General features: G+C 37.1%; 16 protein-coding genes. 9 read left to right on the top strand and 7 right to left on the bottom strand.

Going from position 1 to position 21,490, the window contains the following annotated elements; all coding sequences use genetic code 11:
- Positions 1 to 141: 141 nt before the first annotated feature.
- Entirely contained in the window at positions 142 to 3,627 is a 3,486-nt protein-coding gene (locus ACFJGY_RS06720) for a DUF2723 domain-containing protein (protein ID WP_379969356.1), read from the bottom strand.
- 216 nt (positions 3,628 to 3,843) lie between these two features.
- On the opposite strand from ACFJGY_RS06720, the gene ACFJGY_RS06715 reads away from it, so the two are divergent.
- The 4 genes from ACFJGY_RS06715 (at position 3,844) to ACFJGY_RS06700 (ending at position 6,860) form a co-directional block, all read left to right on the top strand.
- Positions 3,844 to 4,881: a PLP-dependent cysteine synthase family protein gene (locus ACFJGY_RS06715; RefSeq protein WP_379969354.1), complete on the top strand. Its 1,038-nt coding sequence runs from the start codon at positions 3,844 to 3,846 to the stop codon at positions 4,879 to 4,881.
- A gap of 75 nt (positions 4,882 to 4,956) precedes the next feature.
- Positions 4,957 to 6,228, top strand: coding sequence for an aminotransferase class I/II-fold pyridoxal phosphate-dependent enzyme (locus ACFJGY_RS06710; protein WP_379969352.1), 1,272 nt, complete (start codon positions 4,957 to 4,959; stop codon positions 6,226 to 6,228).
- A 112-nt stretch (positions 6,229 to 6,340) separates the two neighbouring features.
- Positions 6,341 to 6,574, top strand: a complete 234-nt coding sequence (locus ACFJGY_RS06705) for a hypothetical protein (protein WP_379969350.1) — start codon at positions 6,341 to 6,343, stop codon at positions 6,572 to 6,574.
- Positions 6,564 to 6,860, top strand: a complete 297-nt coding sequence (locus ACFJGY_RS06700; protein ID WP_379969348.1) for a type II toxin-antitoxin system RelE/ParE family toxin — start codon at positions 6,564 to 6,566, stop codon at positions 6,858 to 6,860. Before ACFJGY_RS06705 ends, ACFJGY_RS06700 begins: the two co-directional genes overlap by 11 nt.
- Positions 6,861 to 6,863: 3 nt before the next feature.
- Here the strand turns inward: ACFJGY_RS06700 and ACFJGY_RS06695 are convergent, their stop codons facing one another.
- On the bottom strand, positions 6,864 to 7,580 hold the full coding sequence (locus ACFJGY_RS06695) for a phytanoyl-CoA dioxygenase family protein (RefSeq protein WP_379969346.1): 717 nt from the start codon (positions 7,578 to 7,580) through the stop codon (positions 6,864 to 6,866).
- On the bottom strand, positions 7,580 to 9,121 hold the full coding sequence (locus tag ACFJGY_RS06690) for a serine hydrolase (RefSeq protein ID WP_379969344.1): 1,542 nt from the start codon (positions 9,119 to 9,121) through the stop codon (positions 7,580 to 7,582). The genes ACFJGY_RS06695 and ACFJGY_RS06690 overlap by 1 nt, the downstream gene beginning before the upstream one ends.
- A 93-nt stretch (positions 9,122 to 9,214) precedes the next feature.
- On the opposite strand from ACFJGY_RS06690, the gene ACFJGY_RS06685 reads away from it, so the two are divergent.
- The 3 genes from ACFJGY_RS06685 (at position 9,215) to pyrF (ending at position 11,647) form a co-directional block, all read left to right on the top strand.
- The gene (locus ACFJGY_RS06685; RefSeq protein ID WP_379969342.1) at positions 9,215 to 9,532 is read left to right on the top strand and encodes a MazG-like protein; all 318 of its coding nucleotides are present in this window, start codon (positions 9,215 to 9,217) and stop codon (positions 9,530 to 9,532) included.
- 45 nt (positions 9,533 to 9,577) lie between these two features.
- Entirely contained in the window at positions 9,578 to 10,129 is a 552-nt protein-coding gene (locus tag ACFJGY_RS06680) for a DNA-3-methyladenine glycosylase I (RefSeq protein ID WP_379969340.1), read from the top strand.
- A 159-nt stretch (positions 10,130 to 10,288) separates the two neighbouring features.
- Positions 10,289 to 11,647, top strand: a complete 1,359-nt coding sequence (gene pyrF / locus ACFJGY_RS06675) for an orotidine-5'-phosphate decarboxylase (protein ID WP_379969338.1) — start codon at positions 10,289 to 10,291, stop codon at positions 11,645 to 11,647.
- Positions 11,648 to 11,872: 225 nt separating this feature from the next.
- On the opposite strand, the gene ACFJGY_RS06670 is transcribed toward pyrF, so the two are convergent.
- Positions 11,873 to 12,169 (bottom strand): GIY-YIG nuclease family protein, encoded by a 297-nt coding sequence (locus tag ACFJGY_RS06670; protein ID WP_379970127.1) that lies wholly within the window; start codon positions 12,167 to 12,169, stop codon positions 11,873 to 11,875.
- 175 nt (positions 12,170 to 12,344) lie between these two features.
- Between ACFJGY_RS06670 and ACFJGY_RS06665 the strand changes: the two genes are divergently transcribed.
- Positions 12,345 to 15,161, top strand: coding sequence for an aminopeptidase (locus tag ACFJGY_RS06665; protein ID WP_379969336.1), 2,817 nt, complete (start codon positions 12,345 to 12,347; stop codon positions 15,159 to 15,161).
- 204 nt (positions 15,162 to 15,365) lie between these two features.
- Here ACFJGY_RS06665 and ACFJGY_RS06660 read toward each other — a convergent pair whose 3' ends face one another.
- Positions 15,366 to 16,136 carry a T9SS type A sorting domain-containing protein gene (locus ACFJGY_RS06660; RefSeq protein WP_379969334.1) on the bottom strand — a complete coding sequence of 257 codons (771 nt, stop codon included), beginning with the start codon at positions 16,134 to 16,136 and terminating at the stop codon, positions 15,366 to 15,368.
- 87 nt (positions 16,137 to 16,223) lie between these two features.
- The gene (locus ACFJGY_RS06655; protein ID WP_379969332.1) at positions 16,224 to 17,147 is read right to left on the bottom strand and encodes a T9SS type A sorting domain-containing protein; all 924 of its coding nucleotides are present in this window, start codon (positions 17,145 to 17,147) and stop codon (positions 16,224 to 16,226) included.
- Positions 17,148 to 17,342: 195 nt separating this feature from the next.
- On the opposite strand from ACFJGY_RS06655, the gene ACFJGY_RS06650 reads away from it, so the two are divergent.
- Positions 17,343 to 20,552: a hypothetical protein gene (locus tag ACFJGY_RS06650; RefSeq protein ID WP_379970125.1), complete on the top strand. Its 3,210-nt coding sequence runs from the start codon at positions 17,343 to 17,345 to the stop codon at positions 20,550 to 20,552.
- Positions 20,553 to 20,634: 82 nt separating this feature from the next.
- Here ACFJGY_RS06650 and ACFJGY_RS06645 read toward each other — a convergent pair whose 3' ends face one another.
- A complete protein-coding gene (locus ACFJGY_RS06645; RefSeq protein ID WP_379969330.1) occupies positions 20,635 to 21,450 on the bottom strand; it encodes a sulfurtransferase in 816 nt (271 codons plus the stop codon).
- Between the last annotated feature and the right edge of the window lie 40 nt (positions 21,451 to 21,490).

The raw sequence follows: 21,490 nt of genomic DNA, 5'->3' as shown, positions 1-21,490 counted from the left end.
CGATTTGTTGAAAAGTTCAATAGATTACTTCACGTTGTTCGCAATAACAAAAAAGATATAGCGGAAAGCGGGATTAAGCTCTTAAAAATTTTGATAAAAATATAAAATAAAAGCGGACAAAAAATTGCCCGCTTGATTTATTTACTGTGTGACTTTCATCAGCTGTTTTGTGATCTGATCCATCTTTTCGGCTTCGTAGGTGGTGTCATAATCTTTCATAATATCAAAGAGATAGGAATAAAACGATGTCACTTTTTGCACATCATCGGCTTTTTTGAAGGCTTTTTCTTTGCCCATTTCCTGAAGATCCTTGATGAAGCCGTTGAACCTTTTATCAATGACATTCAGTGAGTTAACAAGATACTGATAACCTTTGTCTTTTTGTCCGATTTTGTTGTAAGCATCTGATACGGCACCAACTACAAGTGAATATTCCATTGGTTTGGTTTTCATCTGTCTTGATGCATAAACCTGGAATTTTGGTGATAATCTGTTGTAATAATCATATTCCTCAAAGATTCCTTTTTTGAGATCTTCTGCTAGTTTAAGACCTTTTTGTTCCTGACCGGCAACGATATAGGCATAAACGATTGAGCTTAAAGATCTTGGATCATTGTATTTAGAAACCGGGATTTCGCGGCTCGCCAGATCCAGAATTTCGATGGCTCTTTTCTTGTCACCTTTCAATACCAAAGCTTCTGCAGCACGGCTTGCGGATGATCTGTAGCTCACGATATTCTGTGTACAAGTTTCGTCAAAATGGGTTTTAAGGTCTTTGAAATTACCCCATCTGTAATTTTTTACAACGTTGTAAAGCTCGTTTGCATTCACCATTCCCAGTTCACCATCTACGGATTCTTCCGTTTTAATCGGAACCAATCTGTAACTGAAGCCATCAAACTTAAGATAATTGGAAAGGAAAAACAGGTTGCTTCCATCGTAGATTCCACCGCTTGAGAAGTTGATTGGGCGTTTCCAGTCGAAGTTGGCGAGGATGTCCATCATCATCATATTGTTTTTGAACATACTGGATCCTTTATAATTGATGATGATTTGTTTCTCAGCATTTTTAGCTTCTGCCGGAGTAATAATGCCTGATTTAACAGCATTATTGATATTCACAGGAAGTACAAATTTGGAAACCGGAAGAAAATTAAATTTCTCAAAACGTTCTTCTCCGAAGATCATCTTCACGACCTCATCTTTCTCCGGCGATTTCATTTTCAGGAAGTTAACTGCATCTTTCAATGTCATTGAATCCTGAGTGAGGTACTTTCTGAATTGTGCAAATTCTGTATCCGTCGCTCCTTGGTCTTTCAGGTTTGCAAAGATATTGGACCAATCATCTTTGGACATCATATAAACCTGATCATTGGAACCTTCACGGTAATCTTCGTGCGTTAAAGTTGACGGAATCGGCATTGAGTTGTAAGTTCTTCTCTTTACCTGATCTATATTCCAAGGGGTTGAGAGCAGGGTAAAATTAACTACTTTTACATCCGGACGGAACTCCTCAGTTTCCTGGATTGCCCAAACCGGATATGTATCATTGTCGCCATAAACAAACATAATATCGTTTTTCGGAAGTGATTTTAGAGAAGAATAAGCATAATCGTAAGCTGTATATCTCTCACTTCTGTCGTGCACATTGTAATTCTGGAAGCCCATCATCAAAGGAATTCCCAGCAAAATAACACCAGCGATGATCTGAGCGCCTTTACTTTTTACTTTTTTCTGAAGCGCCCAATAGATTGCAGCAACTCCCAAGCCAATCCAAATCGCAAATGCGTAGAAGGATCCGACCATTGCGTAATCTCTTTCACGTGGTTCAAAAGGTTTCATCCCGGTATAAAATACGATCATCACACTCGTTAAAATGAATAATGACAATATTGCGTAAAATCTTCCGAAATCTCTGTTTAGCTGAAAGAAAAATCCGAGTAATCCTAAAATTAATGGAAGCATAAAGAACTTCACCGTGCTCTCATTCTGGAACTTAGCCGGCATCTCTGCCTGATCGCCCCAAAGATTATTATCGATGAAAGGAATCCCTGTGATGAAGTTCCCGTTGGTATTTTCCATGTGTCCTTCGACATCATTTTGTCGCCCGGAATAGTTCCAAAGCAGATATCTTACGAAGTAGAAATAATTCTGAAATGTGATGAAATAATCAAGATTCTGAGCCAGAGTCGGACGCTGAACATTGATCAAACCGAACTGTTTCGCTTTCAGATAATCATCCATTTTGATGGTTCCGTTTTCATATTTCTGACGGAGTTCCTCAAAAAACTGTTTAGCTTCCGGACTTTCGGCAACCTGTTCATTTCCGTAATTGAAAGTGAAATCCGGCGCGCCATACATTGAGATGTAATTCGGCATCACCGATTTATCTTCACTGAACATCCTTGGAAACAGACTCACTTGTTCCGGACTGAAAACATAATTAAACTTCTCTCCTACCAAACGATAGCGTCCAGTTTGCGGATCTTTCTCGTAGGTATCGCCGGTTTTTTCGGTTTTATAGCTTCCGTCTTCATTTTTTTGGATTCCGTTCGGATCCAAATATGCGGTGTAATTCTGTCCGTAGATCGTCGGCCAGTCACCATATTGTTCACGGTTGTAATAATCTAACATTCCCAAAGCGTTATCAGGATCATTAAGGTTCATTGGCGGATTAGCAATTGCTCTGATCGGGATGACCAACCAGCAAGAGAATCCAATGATCATATAAACAATCGATAGAGCAATGGTTTGATAAAGTGATTTGCCCGTCTTTCTTGTATAAGTAATTAATAAATAAGAAAGTAAAATCAAAATGATGAATGCGAAAACTGTCCCCGAATGGAAAGGCAGTCCTAATCCATTCACAAAGAAAACTTCCGACTTCCCGAACAAAGTCATAATAACCGGGAAAATGATCTTGAAAACAATAATTAATATTACTAAAGTGACTGCATTTGCAATCAGGAAAGATTTCCAGGTAAACTTGTAATTTCTTGTGTAATAGATCAGACAAACCGCCGGCAATGCCAACATACACATCATGTGAACACCGACAGACAATCCGATAATGAAGAATAATAAGATGATCCAACGTTCATTATCTTTTTCCAGATATTCGTTTTCCCATTTTGTAATTAGCCAAACAATTAATGCAATAAACATACTTGCCATCGCATAAACCTCGCCCTCAACGGCAGAAAACCAGAAACTATCAGAAAAAGTAAAACATAATGCTCCAACTGCTCCGGCAAACAAAGTGGCGATTTCTTCCGCAATTGTAATATTTTCGAATTCTTTATTCAATAATCTTCTTACAAGATGCGTAATTGTCCAGAACAAAAACAGAATCGTGAATGCACTGCACAAAGCCGACATCGCATTAATTACCAAAGAATAATGCTGTCCATCGCCAAAGGCGAACAACGCCACAACAGCTCCAACCAACTGAAAAAGTGCTGCTCCGGGAGCATGAGTCACTTCCAGTTTCACCGCTGAAGAAATATATTCTCCACAATCCCAAAAACTGAAATTAGGTTCTATGGTTGATAAATAAGTAATGAATGCAATTGCAAAAACGACCCATCCGAGAATGGTGTTCCATTGTTTAAAAGTCCAGTTCTTCATATTATAACAAGAAATATCGGCGAAATTAGCATTTTTGATTTAGTTATTGATGTTTTTAACAAAAATTAAACTTTAGAAATTTATATAAAATGCAGAATTTCTATGGATTAGTTTACAATATATCAGACACCTAACACATTAATGTTCTAAAACTAAAAAACATTGCAATTTTTTTTTTATTTTTGCAGACAGTTTTTGAGAGAAAAATGATATAAAATGACGAATGTATACGATAATATTCTTGGTTTGATTGGCAACACCCCGTTGGTCAAATTGAATCACGTTACCAAGGACATTCCTGCGACAGTATACGCTAAGTTGGAATCTTATAATCCAGGCCATTCTACGAAAGATAGAATTGCCCTTCACATCATAGAAAATGCAGAGAAAAAAGGTCTGATAAAACCTGATTCTGTCATAGTTGAAACCACATCCGGAAATACCGGATTTTCTATAGCGATGGTTTGTATCGTAAAAGGTTACAAATGCATCCTTGCCGTAAGTGATAAAACGAAAGCCGAGAAAATTGCTTATCTGAAAGCTTTGGGCGCAACAGTTTATGTTTGTCCTGCTTCTGTTCCGGCTGATGATCCGAAATCTTATTATGAAGTTGCAAAAAGAATTGCAAGAGAAACACCTAATTCAGTTTATATCAATCAGTATTTTAATGAACTGAATATTGATGCGCATTACCAGACAACTGGACCCGAACTTTGGAACCAGACTGATGGAAAGATCACACACGTTTTTGCTTGTACAGGAACCGGAGGAACACTTTCCGGAACTGCAAAATATTTGAAAGAACAAAATCCTGAAATCAAAGTAATAGGCGTAGATGCAGACGGATCTATCCTGAAAACTTACCACGAAACAGGGAAAATCAATAAAACAGAAATCCATCCTTATCAGATCGAAGGTCTTGGAAAAAACCTGATTCCAGGTGCACTTCTTTTTGATAAAATTGATGAATATGTAAGAGTGAATGACGAAATGTCGGCTTATAGAACCCGCGAAATTGCGTTGAAAGAAGCGATTATGGGCGGTTACACAACTGGAGCTGTTACTCAGGCTTTGATCCAATACGCCAATTCTCACGAGTTTAAAAGTGATGATTTGGTTGTTTTAATTTTCCCGGATCACGGCTCACGTTACATCACTAAAGTATACAGTGACAAATGGATGGAAGAGCAAGGTTTCATCAACAATTGTTTTCACAATTACGATGAGATCTTCAAGACAGAAATTATCAAATAATAATTCAAAATATTAATAAACCTTTTGGAAAGACAAAAGGTTTTTTCAGTAAATCAAAAAATATTAGTTAGAAAAATGGACATTTTTGAAAGAATAAAACAGAATCCAGGTCCTTTGGGACAATTTGCAGATTATGCGGAAGGCTATTATATTTTCCCAAGATTGGAAGGCCCGATTGGTCCTAGAATGAAATTTCAGGGGAAAGAAGTAATTTTCTGGAGTGCCAATGATTATCTGGGACTTTGCAACCATCCGGAAGTTTTGGAAGCCGATGCAAAGGCAGCTGCAGAATACGGAATGTTTTATCCAATGGGTGCAAGAGCAATGTCCGGCGAGACCGATCAACATTTGCAGTTGGAGAGAGAATTGGCAGAATTTGTTCAGAAAGAATCAGCATATCTTTTGAATTTTGGTTATCAGGGAATGGTGTCTTGCATTGATGCTTTGGTTTCCAGAAATGACGTGATTGTTTATGATGTAGATTCTCACGCTTGTATCGTGGATGGCGTTAGATTACATTCTGGAAAACGTTTTACCTACAGACACAACGACATTGTAAGTCTTGAAAAAAACCTGCAAAGAGCTCAAAAAGTAACTGCAGAAACCGGAGGTGGAATCTTGGTCATTACGGAAGGCGTTTTCGGAATGAGAGGTCAGCAAGGAAAATTGAAAGAGATCTGTGCCCTGAAAGAAAAATATGGTTTCAGAATTTTGGTGGATGATGCGCACGGATTCGGGACACTTGGTGCCACCGGAGCTGGAGCTGGAGAAGAGCAAGGATGTCAGGATGAGATCGATGTTTATTTCTCTACGTTTGCAAAATCTATGGCTGGCTTCGGAGCTTTCTTAGCTGGGAACAAAGAAATTATCCGTTATCTGAAATTCAACCTAAGGTCCCAAATCTTTGCAAAATCTTTGACAATGCCAATGGTAATCGGAGGTTTGAAGAGATTGGAACTATTGAGGTCAAGACCAGAAATCAAAGCTAAACTTTGGGAAAATGTTGAAAAACTACAAGGCGGACTTAAGAAAATTGGTTACAATCTTGGAGACACCAACACTTGTGTAACACCGGTTTTCATCCAAGGAGGCCCAATGGAAGCGATGATGTTGGCAAGAGATTTAAGAGAAAATTATTTGATTTTTACATCTGTAGTTTCCTATCCTGTGATCCCAAAAGGAATGATTCTATTAAGATTAATCCCGACGGCTTCCCATACAGATGCGGAGATTAACGAAACATTGGAAGCTTTTGATTCTATCTACAAAAAATTAGAAGTTGGCTATTACAAAGATTTGGCAGATAAACAAGTTGAAGAGCAGAATTTGCAGTTTAAAGAGATTTAATCTTTAAAATTAATATAACAAAAGCCTTTCGGAGTTAAAACTTTGAAAGGCTTTTTAGTTTAATAAAAAATTGTACTTTTGATAAAAGATGATTCACTGAAAATTTGGAACAATGAAGACACAAGTAATCGAAGACCATAATGGCGTACCAACCGGCGTTTTCATTCCCATCAAAGAATGGGAGAAATTAAAAAAACAGTATCCGAATATTGCTGAGGAAGCCAATAATTTTGAACTTTCCGAAGAACAAAAGAAAACATTGGACAACCAAGAAGATTTGCCTCTGTCAGAATATCAGGACAATGACGCGTTCGTGGCCGAATTGAAAAAAGAATATGGCTTATAAAGTCAAGATTTCTCCCGTTGCAAAAGCTGATGTAAGAAAAGCTGTAGCTTATTATAAAAGAGAAGCTTCGTTAAAAGTTGCTCAGAATTTCGTCGAGGATTATGATTTGACGTTAAAGAAAATTTCTCAAAATCCCTTTTTCCAAATTTATTATAAGGATTTCCGAGGTCTTACGTTTTCAAAATATCCGTACATTATTTTTTATCAAATCGATGAGACTGACAAACTTATTCTCGTAAAAGCAGTTTTCAATGCTTCTCAAGACATTGTGAAAAGACCAGATTAAATTTCAATTCAATCTTTCAGACCAATTGACTTCCTCAGGCAATTCCATATTGGAAAACTCAATGTGGATGACTCTGCGTTTTTTATTGTTTGTTGTTCTGTTTGAACCGTGAAGAATTAGTGGTTTCATAATCATAATTCCGCCTTTGTTTACAGAGCAAATTTCCTCGGTTTCAACATTCCAGTCGATAGTTTCCGGTCGGTAGATTTCCTTACTGTGGGAATTTGGAACCACTTTCAAAGCGCCGTTATTTTCATCCGTATCATCAAGATGAATTCTGATTGTAAATATATTTTTCAAATAATCGATTGGTGGCTGAACAGCAAATTGATTTTGCTTCGTCGTCCAAGGTCCGAAACCTTTCAAGTCTAATTTCTTATCTACCGAAATGGTCAAATCCTGATGATAGGAAACGTACCAGTTTGATTTTTCAGGCTTATCAAAATAGATACTTTTGACCACAAAATAATTATCTCCAAAGATTTCATTAATGATTTTCTTAATGTTATCATTAAAAATAAATTGATGACTTCCCGGAACTTCCTTCAAGAATTGTCTGATAGCAAAAAGGTCTTCCGATTTCCTGAAAGTTTCCTTTGAAGTATCTATAGAATCAATGACATTAATGATTTGATTGATTTCTTTCTCAGAAAAAACTTGATTGATGATTGTGAATCCTTTGTCGGAGATTTCGGTTTTATGGGATTGTAATTTTTCCATTAATTAATCTTCTTCAAATCCAAATCCTCAAAATCAAAACTAAAATCCGTGACATCAGAAATCGGTTTCATTTTCGCAGAAACGGCTTTTCCATTTTCATCAAAATTCAAAGTGAAGAAAACATCGGCATCGTAACTTCTGTCGTCCCATTTCACTACAAATGAATTTGCGGAATATGGAATCAAATCGCCTTTCAATCTCGGAGAAGATTTGCTGAGAATTCTGTAAGCTTTTCCAACTTTGGAAACCTCAACGATCCCAAACCATTCATCTTTGTACCAACCAATGAACTGGTCGTCTTTCAAATCAGATTTAAACTTAGAAGCTTTGTCGTAAACGTCTTTCTTTTGTTTGGCAAAAAACTCTTCATTTTTCTTATTTCTGTCGCCATAGATTTTCAACCAATCGCGGTTTTCAACTTTCAGATAAGCATCTTTCACAGAATTTGTAATTGTGGAAAAAGCCGCACCAGATTGCTGATTAGTCAAAACCACAATTCCCAGTTTCATATCAGGAATCAAGGTAAAATGCGTCACCGTTCCAATCAAACCGCCAGAATGCTGAACCTGCAAATGACCTTTCACATCGCTCAAAAACCAACCTAATCCATAACCATAAAAATGCGTATCATAAGGAGAAGTAATCCCAACTTTGTCCGGAATCTGAAGACTCCAAAGCTCGTGTGCATTTTTCTCAGAAACCAATCGCTTTCCATCTTTGGTTACGAAGCCATTGAGAAGAAAATCTGCCCAAGTGGTCATATCTTTAATATTACTCAAGATTCCGCCGGCTGCGTTTGCCGTATCATTCCAATCGTGAGGAACTGCAATTGCTTTTCCGTCAACCGGTGCGTGTGCATCGATGATATTTTGGGCATTTGCAGTAACTGCTTTCTTATAACTTCCGAAACTCGCCGTCATTCCGACTGGTTTCATAATCCTCTGCTCGATGAAATCTGCCCATTGCAATCCGGAAACTCTGTGAATCACTTCACCAGCAACGATGAACATAATATTATTGTAATCCAAAGTCGTTCTGAAAGGATTTTCTGGTTTCAGATAACGAACATTGTGAACAATATCATTTACCGTAAAATTTCCGCCTTCAGGAAAAAACATCAAATCACCTTGACCCAAACCGAGTCCGGCTCTATGCGTAATCAAATCTTTAATCGTCACATTTTGAGAAACGTATGGGTCAGCCATTTGGAATTCAGGGATATATTTGCTGACTTTATCATCCCAGCTTATTTTGCCTTCGTCGGCCAGAATTGCCAAAGCGGTGCAAGTAAAACCTTTACTATTAGATGCAATTCCTACCAACGTATTCTCGTCCATCGGCTGACTATTATTAAGTGAACGAACACCGAATCCTTTGGCATAAATCACTTTTCCGTCTTTCACAATTCCCACAGACATTCCCGGAACGTCGAAGGTTTTAAGTGAATTCTGAATCAGTTCGTCGAGTTTTTTCTCTTCAATCTGAGCATTGAAAAAGAGAAAAGAGAAAAGGAAAAAGGAAAAAGTCAGTGTTTTGTTCATTTTAAAAAAGCTTTTGACGAAGATAAGGATTTTGCCAAAAAGGAACTTATTAAGACCGATTTACTTTGTATTTTTGTTTTAAATAATATAAAAATGGCAGTTGAAAAATTCGACGAAATCATAGAAAGATCAATCAGGATTCGAAAATTATATCACGAACTTGAGCTAAAACAAAATGGCAAAGTCTGGACAATTGAACAAGATGCCCTTGGATTTTTGTCGGACGCCGGATTGGTAGGACGAAATACAATGTCACACGAGAAAACATGGTCAAAAGCCAATTCGGATGCAGAATTGAAGCATAAATTAGCAGAATCCATTTGGTGGATCATCAATCTTTCCGACAGAATGGATATCGACATCAAGGAAGCGATGGACAAATTCCTGACGAAAACTGAAAATCTGTTTTAAAGTCCTTTTTAATATCTAAAACCTAACTTCTAATATCTATAAGAAATGTCATATTGCGCAGCCATAGAAACAATGCAGCCTGAAGAAAGAAAAGCATTGCACAAAAATTACCACGATAACCATTACGGTTTTCCCATACATAATGATGATGAACTTTTCGGAAGATTGATTATGGAAATCAACCAAGCCGGATTGAGTTGGGAAACAATTTTGAAAAAAGAAGATTCTTTCCGGAAGGCTTACAGTAATTTCAGTATCGAAAAAATTGCAGCTTACACGGAAAAAGACCGTGAAAGATTGCTGTCTGATCCCGGAATTATCCGAAATAAATTAAAAGTCAACGCAGCCATAGAAAATGCAAAAACTATTCTGGAATTAAAAAAAGAATTTGGCTCTTTCGAAAAATGGCTGGAACATCATCATCCGAAAACTAAGGAAGAATGGGTGAAGCTATTCAAGAAAACTTTCAAATTCACAGGTGGCGAAATTGTCGGCGAATTTCTTATGAGTATTGGTTTTCTGAAAGGAGCGCATTCTGAGAATTGCAAAATCAATGAAAAGATATTTGCTACAAATCCAAAATGGAAAGAGATTTAAGTGAATTTATGTTTCTCGCAGATTAAGCAAATTCAGCAGATTTAAATTATTCGTAATTTTTCATCTGCCAAATCTGGAAAATCTGCGAGAGTTTAAACTTCTTCATTTTTTTCTGTCTGAAAAATTCGCCTTAAATTTGTAGAAATCTAAGAAAAGTAAATGGAAAGTAAAAAAGAATTCTTCCTCGAGTGTTACAAACTCGGGATCATCAAATTTGGGCGTTTCACATTGAAAAGCGGGATTGAAAGTCCGTTTTACGTGGATTTGCGGCCACTCGCTTCTGACCCAAAAATCCTGAAAAAACTTGCCAATTATCTTCTGGAAATGCTTCCGTTGGATAATTTTGACATTATTTGTGGTGTTCCTTATGCTGCACTTCCGATGGCAACGGCAATGTCACTAGAAAGTTATATTCCGCTCATTATCAAAAGAAAAGAAGCCAAATCTTACGGCACCAAAAAACTGATCGAAGGTATTTACGAAAAAGGTCAAAACTGTCTTTTGGTAGAAGATGTGATTACTTCCGGAAAATCTCTCGTAGAAACCATCGACGAAGTGGAAAACGAAGGCATCAAAGTTTCCGACATCGTTGTCGTACTCGACCGTGAGCAAGGTGGAAAAGAGAAATTGGAGACGAAAGGTTATAAAGTTCATTCACTTTTCAACATTTCTGAAGTCGTGGAGATTTTGAGAGAAGTCAATTATATTGATGAGGATGAAGTTGCGAGAATTCAGGATTTTGTGAACGGAAATCAGGTTGTCTTCGAAGAGAAAAAACGTTTGTCTTACGAGCAGAAATTGGAGTCCGCAGAACATTCTTTCGCCAGGAAAATCCTTGAAATCGCCATTGAAAAAAGGTCAAACCTCATCGCTTCAGCTGATTTTATTACGACAAAAGAATTGCTGAATTTTGCAGATTTTGTTGGTCCTCACATTGCGGCACTTAAAACGCACATTGATATTCTGAATGATTTTGATGCGGATGAAACCATTTTGCCATTAAAAGATCTGGCAACTAAACATAACTTCTTATTGATGGAAGACCGCAAATTTGCTGACATCGGAAATACGCAGGAATTGCAATTTTCTTACGGAACTTACAAAATATCCAACTGGGCAGACCTTGTAACTTCCCACGTTATTGGCGGCAGCAAGAGTTTGGATTGCTTTATGAATGTTGGCGTGGTTGCTATCTTGGGAATGTCTTCTAAAGGTACTTTGACGGATTCTCATTACCGTGAAGAAGCGATGAAAGTGATAGAAAACCATCCAAATATCATCGGTTGTGTGGCTCAAAACGAGATATCTGACCAACTCCTACTCTTTACACCTGGTGTGAATCTTGGAGAAACTGGTGATGACAAAGGTCAACAGTACAATTCTCCTGAACACGTCATCAAAAATTATGGAACCGATTTCATCATCGTTGGACGCGGGATTTACAAATCCGAAGAACCTGAATTGGAAGCTTTGCGTTATAAAACTGAGGGCTGGAAAGCATATTTGGAAACTTTGTAGATTATATTCAAATTGCTTCAATGCTTCGAGAACCTCAGCATGACATCTCTAATAGCAACTGTTGTCAGTTTTAGGTTCTCGAAAGCTTTTAATTATTCATTTTTAATTTAGGATCATCAAGACTATTAAATGTCAATCTTAATTGCAGACTGTTTGACTGTCAGTCTGAGGTTCTCGAAGACATATAAATACTTCAAAAATCTTTAGATTTTTTCCATATAAAAATTACTGATTCGGAAACTTTCTCCTGGCGAGATTAGGTAATTTTTGCCATTCATCATTGATAATAGCTTCTTTTTTCGCTCTACTCCAGCCTTTCACCTGTTTTTCAAAGGCAATTGCCTGATTCACATCATCGAATTCTGTATAATAAACTATTTCGACAGGTCTTCTTGTGTAGGTGTAAGAATTTGGGTTTTGTCCATTTTGATGATAAAGAAAACGTGTTTCTAAATCATTTGTGGCTCCAGTGTAATAGGTATTATCTGTACAAAGCAAGATGTAAACGTAGTATCTTTTCATCATTGTGTTTTAATCAAAGTTAATTAAAATTGAAAAAAGCAAAGCTTTTGAGTTTTTATATGTCTTCGAGAACCTCAGACTGACAACATTGGGCTTCATCAAAAAAACTTTAACAAACATAATCTACACTTCATCAAAAAAAATCATTAGTTTTGATAAGTACTGATTGTTCTCGATGAAGAGTTGTTTTTGTGTCTTGGCTTTGTTTTCTTTTAATTTCTGGGCAATTGCTCAGCAAGACAGCATTCGGCTGGATGTAAAACTGAATGATGACCAGAAATCGATATCTGTAGAACAAACTTTAGTTTATCATAACCCACATCAGAAATCCATCAATCAAATCAAGCTTCTGAATTGGGCTGCAGCTTACCAAAAAAGAAAAACGCCGCTTCTCAAACGAAAGATTGAAGACCGAAAAAGTGATCTTTATTTTGCAAAAGACGATCAGCTGGGAAAACTGGAAAGCCTGCAATATTCTCATCAAAATATCTCTTCTGAGATCCTGAATACAAAACAAGAGAACATTTTCATTCCGCTTTCTCAAACTTTGAAGCCGGGAGAAAGCATCACCATTAATTTAAAGTATCAGATCAAACTTCCTGACGCCCGTTTTACGGGTTACGGAATCAATACGAATCATATTCTTCTGAAATATTTTTTCCTGGTTCCGGAAACTTACGAAGATGAATCGCAAACCAACTCATTCTACCGCGATACCGAAGAAACTGCCAATGCAGGCTCGTACTGGAAAGTCAGGTTTCAATTACCGGAAAAATGGAATTGCTACTCAAATTTGAAACAAACCGGAAATTCCAGCTTCGAAGGAAAATCTATTAATGATCCGGAATTTCAGCTTTCGCCAGAAATATACCCTCAATTTTCATCAAATATTGATGGAGAAACCACACAAGTCCAATTAGGCTATCAGGTTTCGGAATATCAGAAACAGGTTTTGGAATTTCTGCTTTCGACGCAGCTAAAATTTATCAAAGCGAGAACCGGAAATCTTCCTGAAAAGCTTTTCATCACAGAAAAATTTTTCAAAAAAGAAGAATTTATCGGCATTGATGACATCAAATTCTGGAAGTTCAAATTCCAAATGTTCACAGATTATGAAAAGACAGATCTGGATTATTTTAGTATCATTTCCAAAAAATTAATAGACGAGTTTTTCATTACCGATAAAACACAAGATCACTGGCTGAAAAACGGATTGAAATCTTATCTGGAAATTCAGTATTTGAAAAAAAACTATCCTGATCATAAGCTGATAGGCGATCTGGCAGACAATGCCAACTTTTTCGGAATCAAACCGCTGAAGATCTTTCACGCCTCAAAATTGAAACTGTCGGAACGTTACGGTCTGGCGTATCATTATATTTATACTCAGAATCTGGATCAGAAAATTACGACGCCATTTTATCAGTTAAGTAACTTCAATACAACTGCAATTAGTCAGTTTGAAACGGGGAGTCTTCTGAATTATATTTCTGAATATCAAGGAAATCAGTCATTTGACATCTTTCTGAAGCAATATTTTTCTGAGAGTTATCAAAGAAAAGTTTCTGGAAATGATTTTCTGAAAGATCTTGAAAATTATTCTGACGGAAAATCTGTCTTTTTGAAACAAATGATGTCTGAGAAACACCGCATCAATTTCAATCTCAAAAACTTTGAAGAAGAAAAAGAAAATTATCTGGTGAATATTCACAAAAATAACACGCAGATCATTCCTTTAAAAATTGAAACCGAAAACAAAACGGCTGACAAAACTACTTTGTGGAAAGACGGAAATGAGCAGAAAAAAGACACGGTTTCTGTGCAGTCAAATCAGGTTGATAAGATCGTTCTGAATGATAATTATATCTTTCCTGAAACTAATTTCCGGGACAATTATATTTACACGAAAGGGATTTTTTCTAATATGAAAAAGATCAGATTCAAGCTGATAAAAGATATTCAGAATCCGGAATACAACGAGATCTTCCTCACCCCGAGAGTCACTTTCAATGCTTACGATAAAATTCTGATTGGAATGAATTTTAAGAACCAGGGGATTTTTGATCAGAAATTCAATTATTCTGCAACGCCATATTACAGTTCCGGAACAGGAAAACTGACGGGTGCTGCTGCTGTGGGCTACTCTATTCTGCCGCCGGACAGTTTCTTCAGGAGTTGGAATTTTGGTTTATCCGGTTCTTATTTTCACTATGACAATAATTTAGCTTATAAAAGATTTGGTGCATCAACATCTTTAAACTTTAATAAAAATCCGAGAAGTGCAATTGGCAGAAGTCTTTATTTTTCATATAATTATTATGAACGCGAACTTTCTCCGATCAGAATTCTTAATAATGAATATGCCAAATACAATCTTTGGAACCTCGGTTATGCCTACTCGGACAACCGCCTGATCCACGAGAAATATGTCAGCACCAATCTGCAATGGATGGAAGATTTTCAAAAGATCTCGGCAGAAGCATTTTACCGCTGGGAATTTGCCAAAGACAAAAAAATCAGTTTCCGATGGTTTGCCGGATATTTTATCAAAAATGATACGAAAAATAATCTTTTCAACTACGGAATCTCGCGCGTTTCCAATTATTCTTTTTCTTACGGATTGCTTGGCCAAAGTGCTACATCGGGTATTCTTTCGCAACAGTTTATTTTGGCTGAGGGAGGCTTTAAATCGATGTTCAATACATCGGTCAATCAATTTATCACGAGTCTCAATATTGATTCTCACCTTTGGAAATGGTTCAATCTCTATGCAGATGCCGGCATTTATAAAAACAAACACAGAGCGGAGCAATTCATTTGGGATACAGGCATAAAAGTGAAAGTAATTCCGGATTTCCTGGAAGTATATTTCCCTGTTGCATCGACTTTAGGCTTTGAACCTTCATTCAAAAATTATGGTTACAGGATCCGATATACTTTGGTTCTGAATCTTGGCGCACTCATCAATAATCTGAGAAGAGGCGTTTATTAAAAACAAGAAACCACCGAAAGACCGGTGGCTTCTTTTTATAAAGGTTATTAGTTTTTATTAGTTTATTTCTTGATAAAATTATATCGTTTTTTGTCAGTAACCACTGTATATCTTCAGAATATAATTACCTTGAGGCAACTTACATCACAAAACAAAAAAGGCTTCCTAAATTAGGAAGCCTTCTATTTTTAAGAAAAACTTAGATTAGTTTTTGATAGCTTTTCTGCTGATTTTGTTAGCACCGTTGTCAACAGTTATGATGTAAGCACCTTTAACCAAAGACTGAGTATTTACAGAACCACCGTTTTCAACTCTGTCAGAAGAGATTAATTTACCGTCAACAGAATAGATGTTTACAGTAGATTTAACCGGAAGTTTGAAAGTAATCTGATCTTTGATAACTGTGTTGAACTGAACTGCTTTGTCAAAACCTGCAACATCAGAAACAGCCATATTAGCTTTATCAGCTGCTATGAAATCGTCAAAAGAAGCAGTACCACCGTTGTAAACTCTTATTGCAACATCTAAACTTACAGCATCTGCTGCTGCTGGCATCTCAGCTGTATATTTAGTCCAAGCTGCTGCTGAAGGCATATATACGTTGTTAGTTCTGAAAGCATCTGTAGAAGCATCAGCTGTTGTGTAAACCGCTACTCCACCAGAATTTTTATAAACACTCCAAAGTCTGGAATCTGTATCATCTCCAGCAGACTTGTACCAGAAAGAGATAACATAAGTTTTACCACCAGTTACCGGAACATTTTGGTAAAAACCAGTTGTAGCAGTTGCAACGTACATTGCACTATTAGTACCGGTATGAGCTCCTGTAGTAGCAATAGTTGGAGCAGTGTAAGAAGCAGTTGTTCCTGCTGCCCAAGGTGCCAATCCAGCTTCGAAGCCAGGATTAGACAATAAGTTTTGTGCAGATACTAAAGATACTGCTGTAACACCTAAAATAGTAAAGATTTTTTTCATTTTATAAAAGTTTAAAAATTGATTGTACAAAAATAAGGAAAAAAACGCTCCCATTTGCTGAGAGCATTTTTTTAACATATATATTAATTATTTTTTGATGATTTTTTGAGAAACTGCCTGTCCGTTTACAAGACCTGTTACCACATAAGTTCCTTTTGGTAAAGCAGAAACATCTAATTTAGAATTCTCACTAACTTCAGCCGTTTTTACAACCTGACCAGCAGCGTTATAAACTGATACTCTTGTAGCAGCTCCAAAAGTAATTTCATTAGAAACGATCGTGTTTTTAACCAAACTAGCTTTAGTTGCATTTACATCGCCAACTGACATTGTCGGGTTTGTTGCTACGGTTCCTTTTATTGTTAATGTCTTGCTTGTTGCAGATGCATTCCCGTTAATGTACCAAGTTCCGCCAGTAGCAGATGCACCGTAAACAAGAAGTCTGAATGTAACAGTTGTTCCTGCTACAACATTTTGTAAATCAGTTACGCCACTTAAATCGATCGCAGCCTGCTCATTACCTGCAGCAGCTGTGCCTGTACCCCAAGTGATAGCAGATCCAATATTGGTAAAAGTACCAGACCCAACTTGATATTGCCATTGTCCAGTTGTAGATCCAGTTCCTGAACGTCTGATGTTATAAGGATCGATTCCTGCAACAGAAAATTTATAACCTGTATTTGCAGCAATTGTGAAAGTAACAAAGTCATTAGCTGTTACTGCCGCCGCAGCTGTAGTACTTGTTAAATCTGTTCCTCCCCAAGCAGAACCAGCACCAGACCCAGTTGCTGGTGTTAAAATACCAGAACCTCTTGTTAAACCGCCAACTGTTACATTAGTAGCTGCCGTAGTAGCAACAAAAGGACTAGTTCCAAAATTACCAGCTCCTCCAGGAGAATTTGTAGCTGTAGGTGCCCATTCTGCAATTGTTGTCTGTGCAAAAGCAGTTGCAGAGCTTAATGTTAATAATGCTCCTACAAGCATTGATTTTAAAGAATAGAATTTTGTCATAATATAAAATTAAATTGTTATTGTTTTTATTGTTTTGTTTGCCTGTCGCAAATATAAAATTTTATCCTTAACTACAATTTTACAACCCCCTTTCCCGTTTTAAATAATTGTTAATTCGTACCAAAGCCTATTATAACTACATTTGCCTATCATAATTAAAGGGTGTCCAAGATAAACAAAATTTTTCTGTTAATATTGATTTTTTTTGCGTTAAATCCTTTTAACGCACAGATTTTCAGTTGGAAAAATCCAAATATCCCGCAAGATTCCCTTAAAAAAGACAGTGTGTTGATTTCCAAAATCAATCAGGATTTTTTCACCAAAGACACTCTCGACTTCATTAAAAAACAGAATCGAGTCATTTATGATGAAGAAGTGCTGGTAAAAAATGACAAGAAAAGGATCCTCGGAGAACTCAATTCCAAAGGTTCTATAATAAGAGGAATTACGTTTGGAAATAACCAGGGATCATCCGTCCAGAGTTCTATGGATATGCAGATATCCGGGAAGCTGAGTCCTGATGTTTCTATTCTGGCATCGATTTCGGATCATAATCTTCCCGTTCAGGCAGATGGCTATACGCAGACTTTGCAGGAATTCGACAAAATATACCTTCAGCTTAATATCAAACAAAACACAATTATAAGAGCCGGACATCTGGATCTGAATGACGAAACCACCTATTTCGGACGTTACCAGAGAAGAAGTATGGGATTGCAATTTCTGACCAATTGGGAAAAGAACGGAAATAAAACCTCAGTAGATGTTTCAGGCGGTGTTGCCAGAAGTGAGTTTTTCCGGATGCGTTTTCAGGGGATCGAGGGAAATCAAGGTCCTTACCGATTAACCGGAAAGAACGGGGAACTTTTCATCACGATAATCTCGGGTTCCGAACAGGTTTTCATTGATGGCATTTTGATGAAACGTGGCGAGAATCAGGATTATGTCATTAATTATAACACGGGCGAAATAACCTTCACCAGTTTCCGGCCAATCTATAAACAGAACTTCATCAACGTTTCTTATAATTACACGAACCGAAATTACACAAGATTCCTAATCACCGGAAATATCAGACATCAGCGTGAAAGACTGAAAGCGGGATTCAGCTGGTTTATGGAAAATGATAACAAGAACGCACCACTTTCCCTTAACCTCAGCGAAGAAGATCAGCAGCAGCTCGTAAATGCCGGGAATGATCCAAATCTGATGTATTCTCAATCCGGCGTGGAAACGGAATATGACGTGAATAAAATTCTTTATAAAAAGATATTCTCCGGCAATTCCTTCTATTATGAATTCTCAACAGATCAGACGCAGACGCTTTATCAGGTTTCATTTACCTATTTTGGAAGTGGAAAAGGCGATTATCAATTGCAGCAAACAACCAACAATGGCCGGGTTTTTCAATATATGGGAACCGGATTAGGTGACTATCTGGCTGTAAGAAAATTGCCGGCTCCTGAAAAATCTCAGGTTTATTCTGCAAACGTAGAGTACGCTTTGAATGAAGGCGTTATCGGGACAGATGTTTCCCTGAGCAATTATGACCTCAACGCATTTTCTTCAAAAGATAATGATCAGAATATTGGTTACGCAGCAAGAATCTATGCCAACAAAACTTTCCGGAAAAATACCTGGACGGGAACACCAATGGTAGAATATCAGGTGATTCAGAAGAACTTTCATATTCTTGATCGTATTAATAATGTCGATTTCTGGCGGGATTTCAACCTGACCAATGAGTTTAATCAGATTACGCAGAACCGATTCATTTTCTCTTTCCTTAATGATTTTAATAAAACTTCCAAGATCAATTATAAGATTAATTACCTCGAAGAAAAAGATTCTTATAAAGGTATTAAAAATGACCTTGATGCAGTTTGGAAAATCGGGAAGTTCAATAATCTTGCAGCGGTTTCCTATCTTGATACAAAATCGACAGACCTCAACACAGCCTTCATTCGTGGGGCAGTTTCTACAGAATTAGCAGGCAAAAAAGGAAGCTGGATGCTGGGTGGATCAATGGAAAGCAACGAGAAAAAATATAATTCCACACAAACTCTGGATGTGACAAGTTACAGATGGAAAGAACTGTTTGTTCAGAAAAAAATTGCTGATTCCGTAAGGACCAAGTTATTAACTAAAGTCTATTTCCGAAGCAATGATTCTGTTCTGGACAACCGTTTGCAGAGAATGAACAACATCCTCGGGATAATGGCAGAAAGTCAGATCATCAAAACCGAAACCGCGCAATTATCAACCTTATTCCATTACAGAAAATTCTTTTACGAGGACAAAACGCTCGCAAACGACCAGAATCAGGATTTTGTAGTCGGTAATATTCTGTACAACCAACAGCTTTTCAGAAACGGAATGCGACTGCAGTTTTTCTACGAACTTGGAAACGGGCAGGAAGCACAAAGGGAATTCCAGTACATCAAAGTGACAGATGGACAGGGCGTTTATAAATGGACAGATTATAATAATGATAGCATTCAGCAATTAGACGAGTTTGAAGTGGCAGAATATTCTGACCTGGCGCAATACATCAGAGTTTACACCAACAGTGTCAATTATCTGGCTTCAAACAAAAATAAATTGCAGCTGGCATTATTCGTCAATCCATCCGTCATCATCAGTTCTCAAAATGAGTTTCTGAAACGCTGGAATTTCAACTTGTCATTGCTTTCCCAGAATTCTTATCTTAAAAACGATCAGGTTCTGGTCTGGAATCCTTTCAAAAAAGAAACCGACCAATTGCTGAGAACTCAGAATATTCTGGCTTCGGCAATCTTTAATTCCAATGACAAATCGGGATGGAATGGCAGCTATCGTTACACAGACAATGATAATTTGGTCAATGCCAATTTCAGTAATGAAGCGCACAGCCAGAAATCACACTTCCTGAATGTCGGCTATTCCTTCACCAAATCATTCCGTACAGATTGGGAAAACTCTTTCCAGAATGTAACGAATAGTTCACAGGTTTATAACACAAGAAATTATCTGCTTCAAAACTGGGAAACGAAACCTAAAGCTACTTACAAATTGACAGAAACTCTACAGACAGAGCTTTTTGGTGCACTGCGTCAAAAGAAAAGAACCGATGGTGAAGAATTATTAAAAACCTATGAGATCTCGGGAACGCTTCAATGGGAAAAGCAAAAAACCTCTATCAGAGCTAATTTTTCTTTCATTAATAATGATTTTTCTGGTAATAATTTCAGCATCGTCGGGAATCAGATGCTGGAAGGATTGAAGGTTGGAAAAAATCAGGTTTGGTCGTTGTTTATTCAGCAATCCATCAATTCTTTCATCCAGCTGAATGTAAATTATGAAGGCCGAAATTCCGGTGAAAGAACGATCCATATTGGAAGTATGCAGATCCGGGCGAGTTTTTAAGTTGGAGGTTTTTTGGGTTATAAGTTTGAAAGTAAATTGCGTATTCTTACTTCCAAACGCTCAAACTCTCCCATTCTCCCACTCAATTCCTGCTCCACTCACTCCAGCTCCCAACGTATAAATTTGGAATCTCAAAGCCAGCATAATCTAAGGCTAATAGAGAATGACAAGCGGTGACGCCCGAGCCGCAATGAAAAATGATGTTATCTGAATCTTTGTTTTTGAAAAACTCAGAGTAATTTTGCTTTAAAATTTCGGGAGATTTGAATAATCCGTTTTCATCCAAGTTTTCAGAAAAAGGAAAATTTTCAGCATTTGGAATATGTCCTGCAACCAAGTCAATTGGTTCTGTAATTCCCTGATAACGTTGAGATTCACGAACATCAACAATCAGAAAATCGGTATTTTCGGTTGCTTTTTTAATATCATCAATCCAAACTTGCGGCAATTGCCAGTTTTGAAATTCAGAAATATATTCGGTTTTTGGATAAGTTTCAATACCTGAATTTAAAGTATAATTTTGATTTTCAGCTGATTGAAGACCTCCATTCAAAACCTGCACATTTCTGTGACCAACCGCTTTCAGCATCCACCAGAATCTTGCACCGGCATTGGCGCCGTTTTTATCATCGTAAATGACAACGTGAGAATCTTTGTCAATTCCCAATTCCCCTAAAGTTTTAATGAAATGATCAAACTTAGGCAACGGATGTCTTCCACCATTTTTAGGATCATCAATTTCTGCAAGATCATTATTCAGATCAACAAAAACTGCATTCTTCAAATGCTTTTTCTGATAGTCATTTTTCGAGTTTGATCCGGTTCTTACATCAAATATTCTAACATTTGAATCATTGGATATTTGGAGAAGTTCATCGACATTGATTATTGAATTCATTTTCATAAAGATTTGATTGAAAAATTTGGAACTGAAATTG

Origin of the sequence: Epilithonimonas sp. UC225_85 (assembly GCF_042695135.1) — a bacterium.
Lineage (GTDB): Bacteria > Bacteroidota > Bacteroidia > Flavobacteriales > Weeksellaceae > Epilithonimonas.
This window is presented reverse-complemented; position numbering and strand designations above follow the sequence as displayed.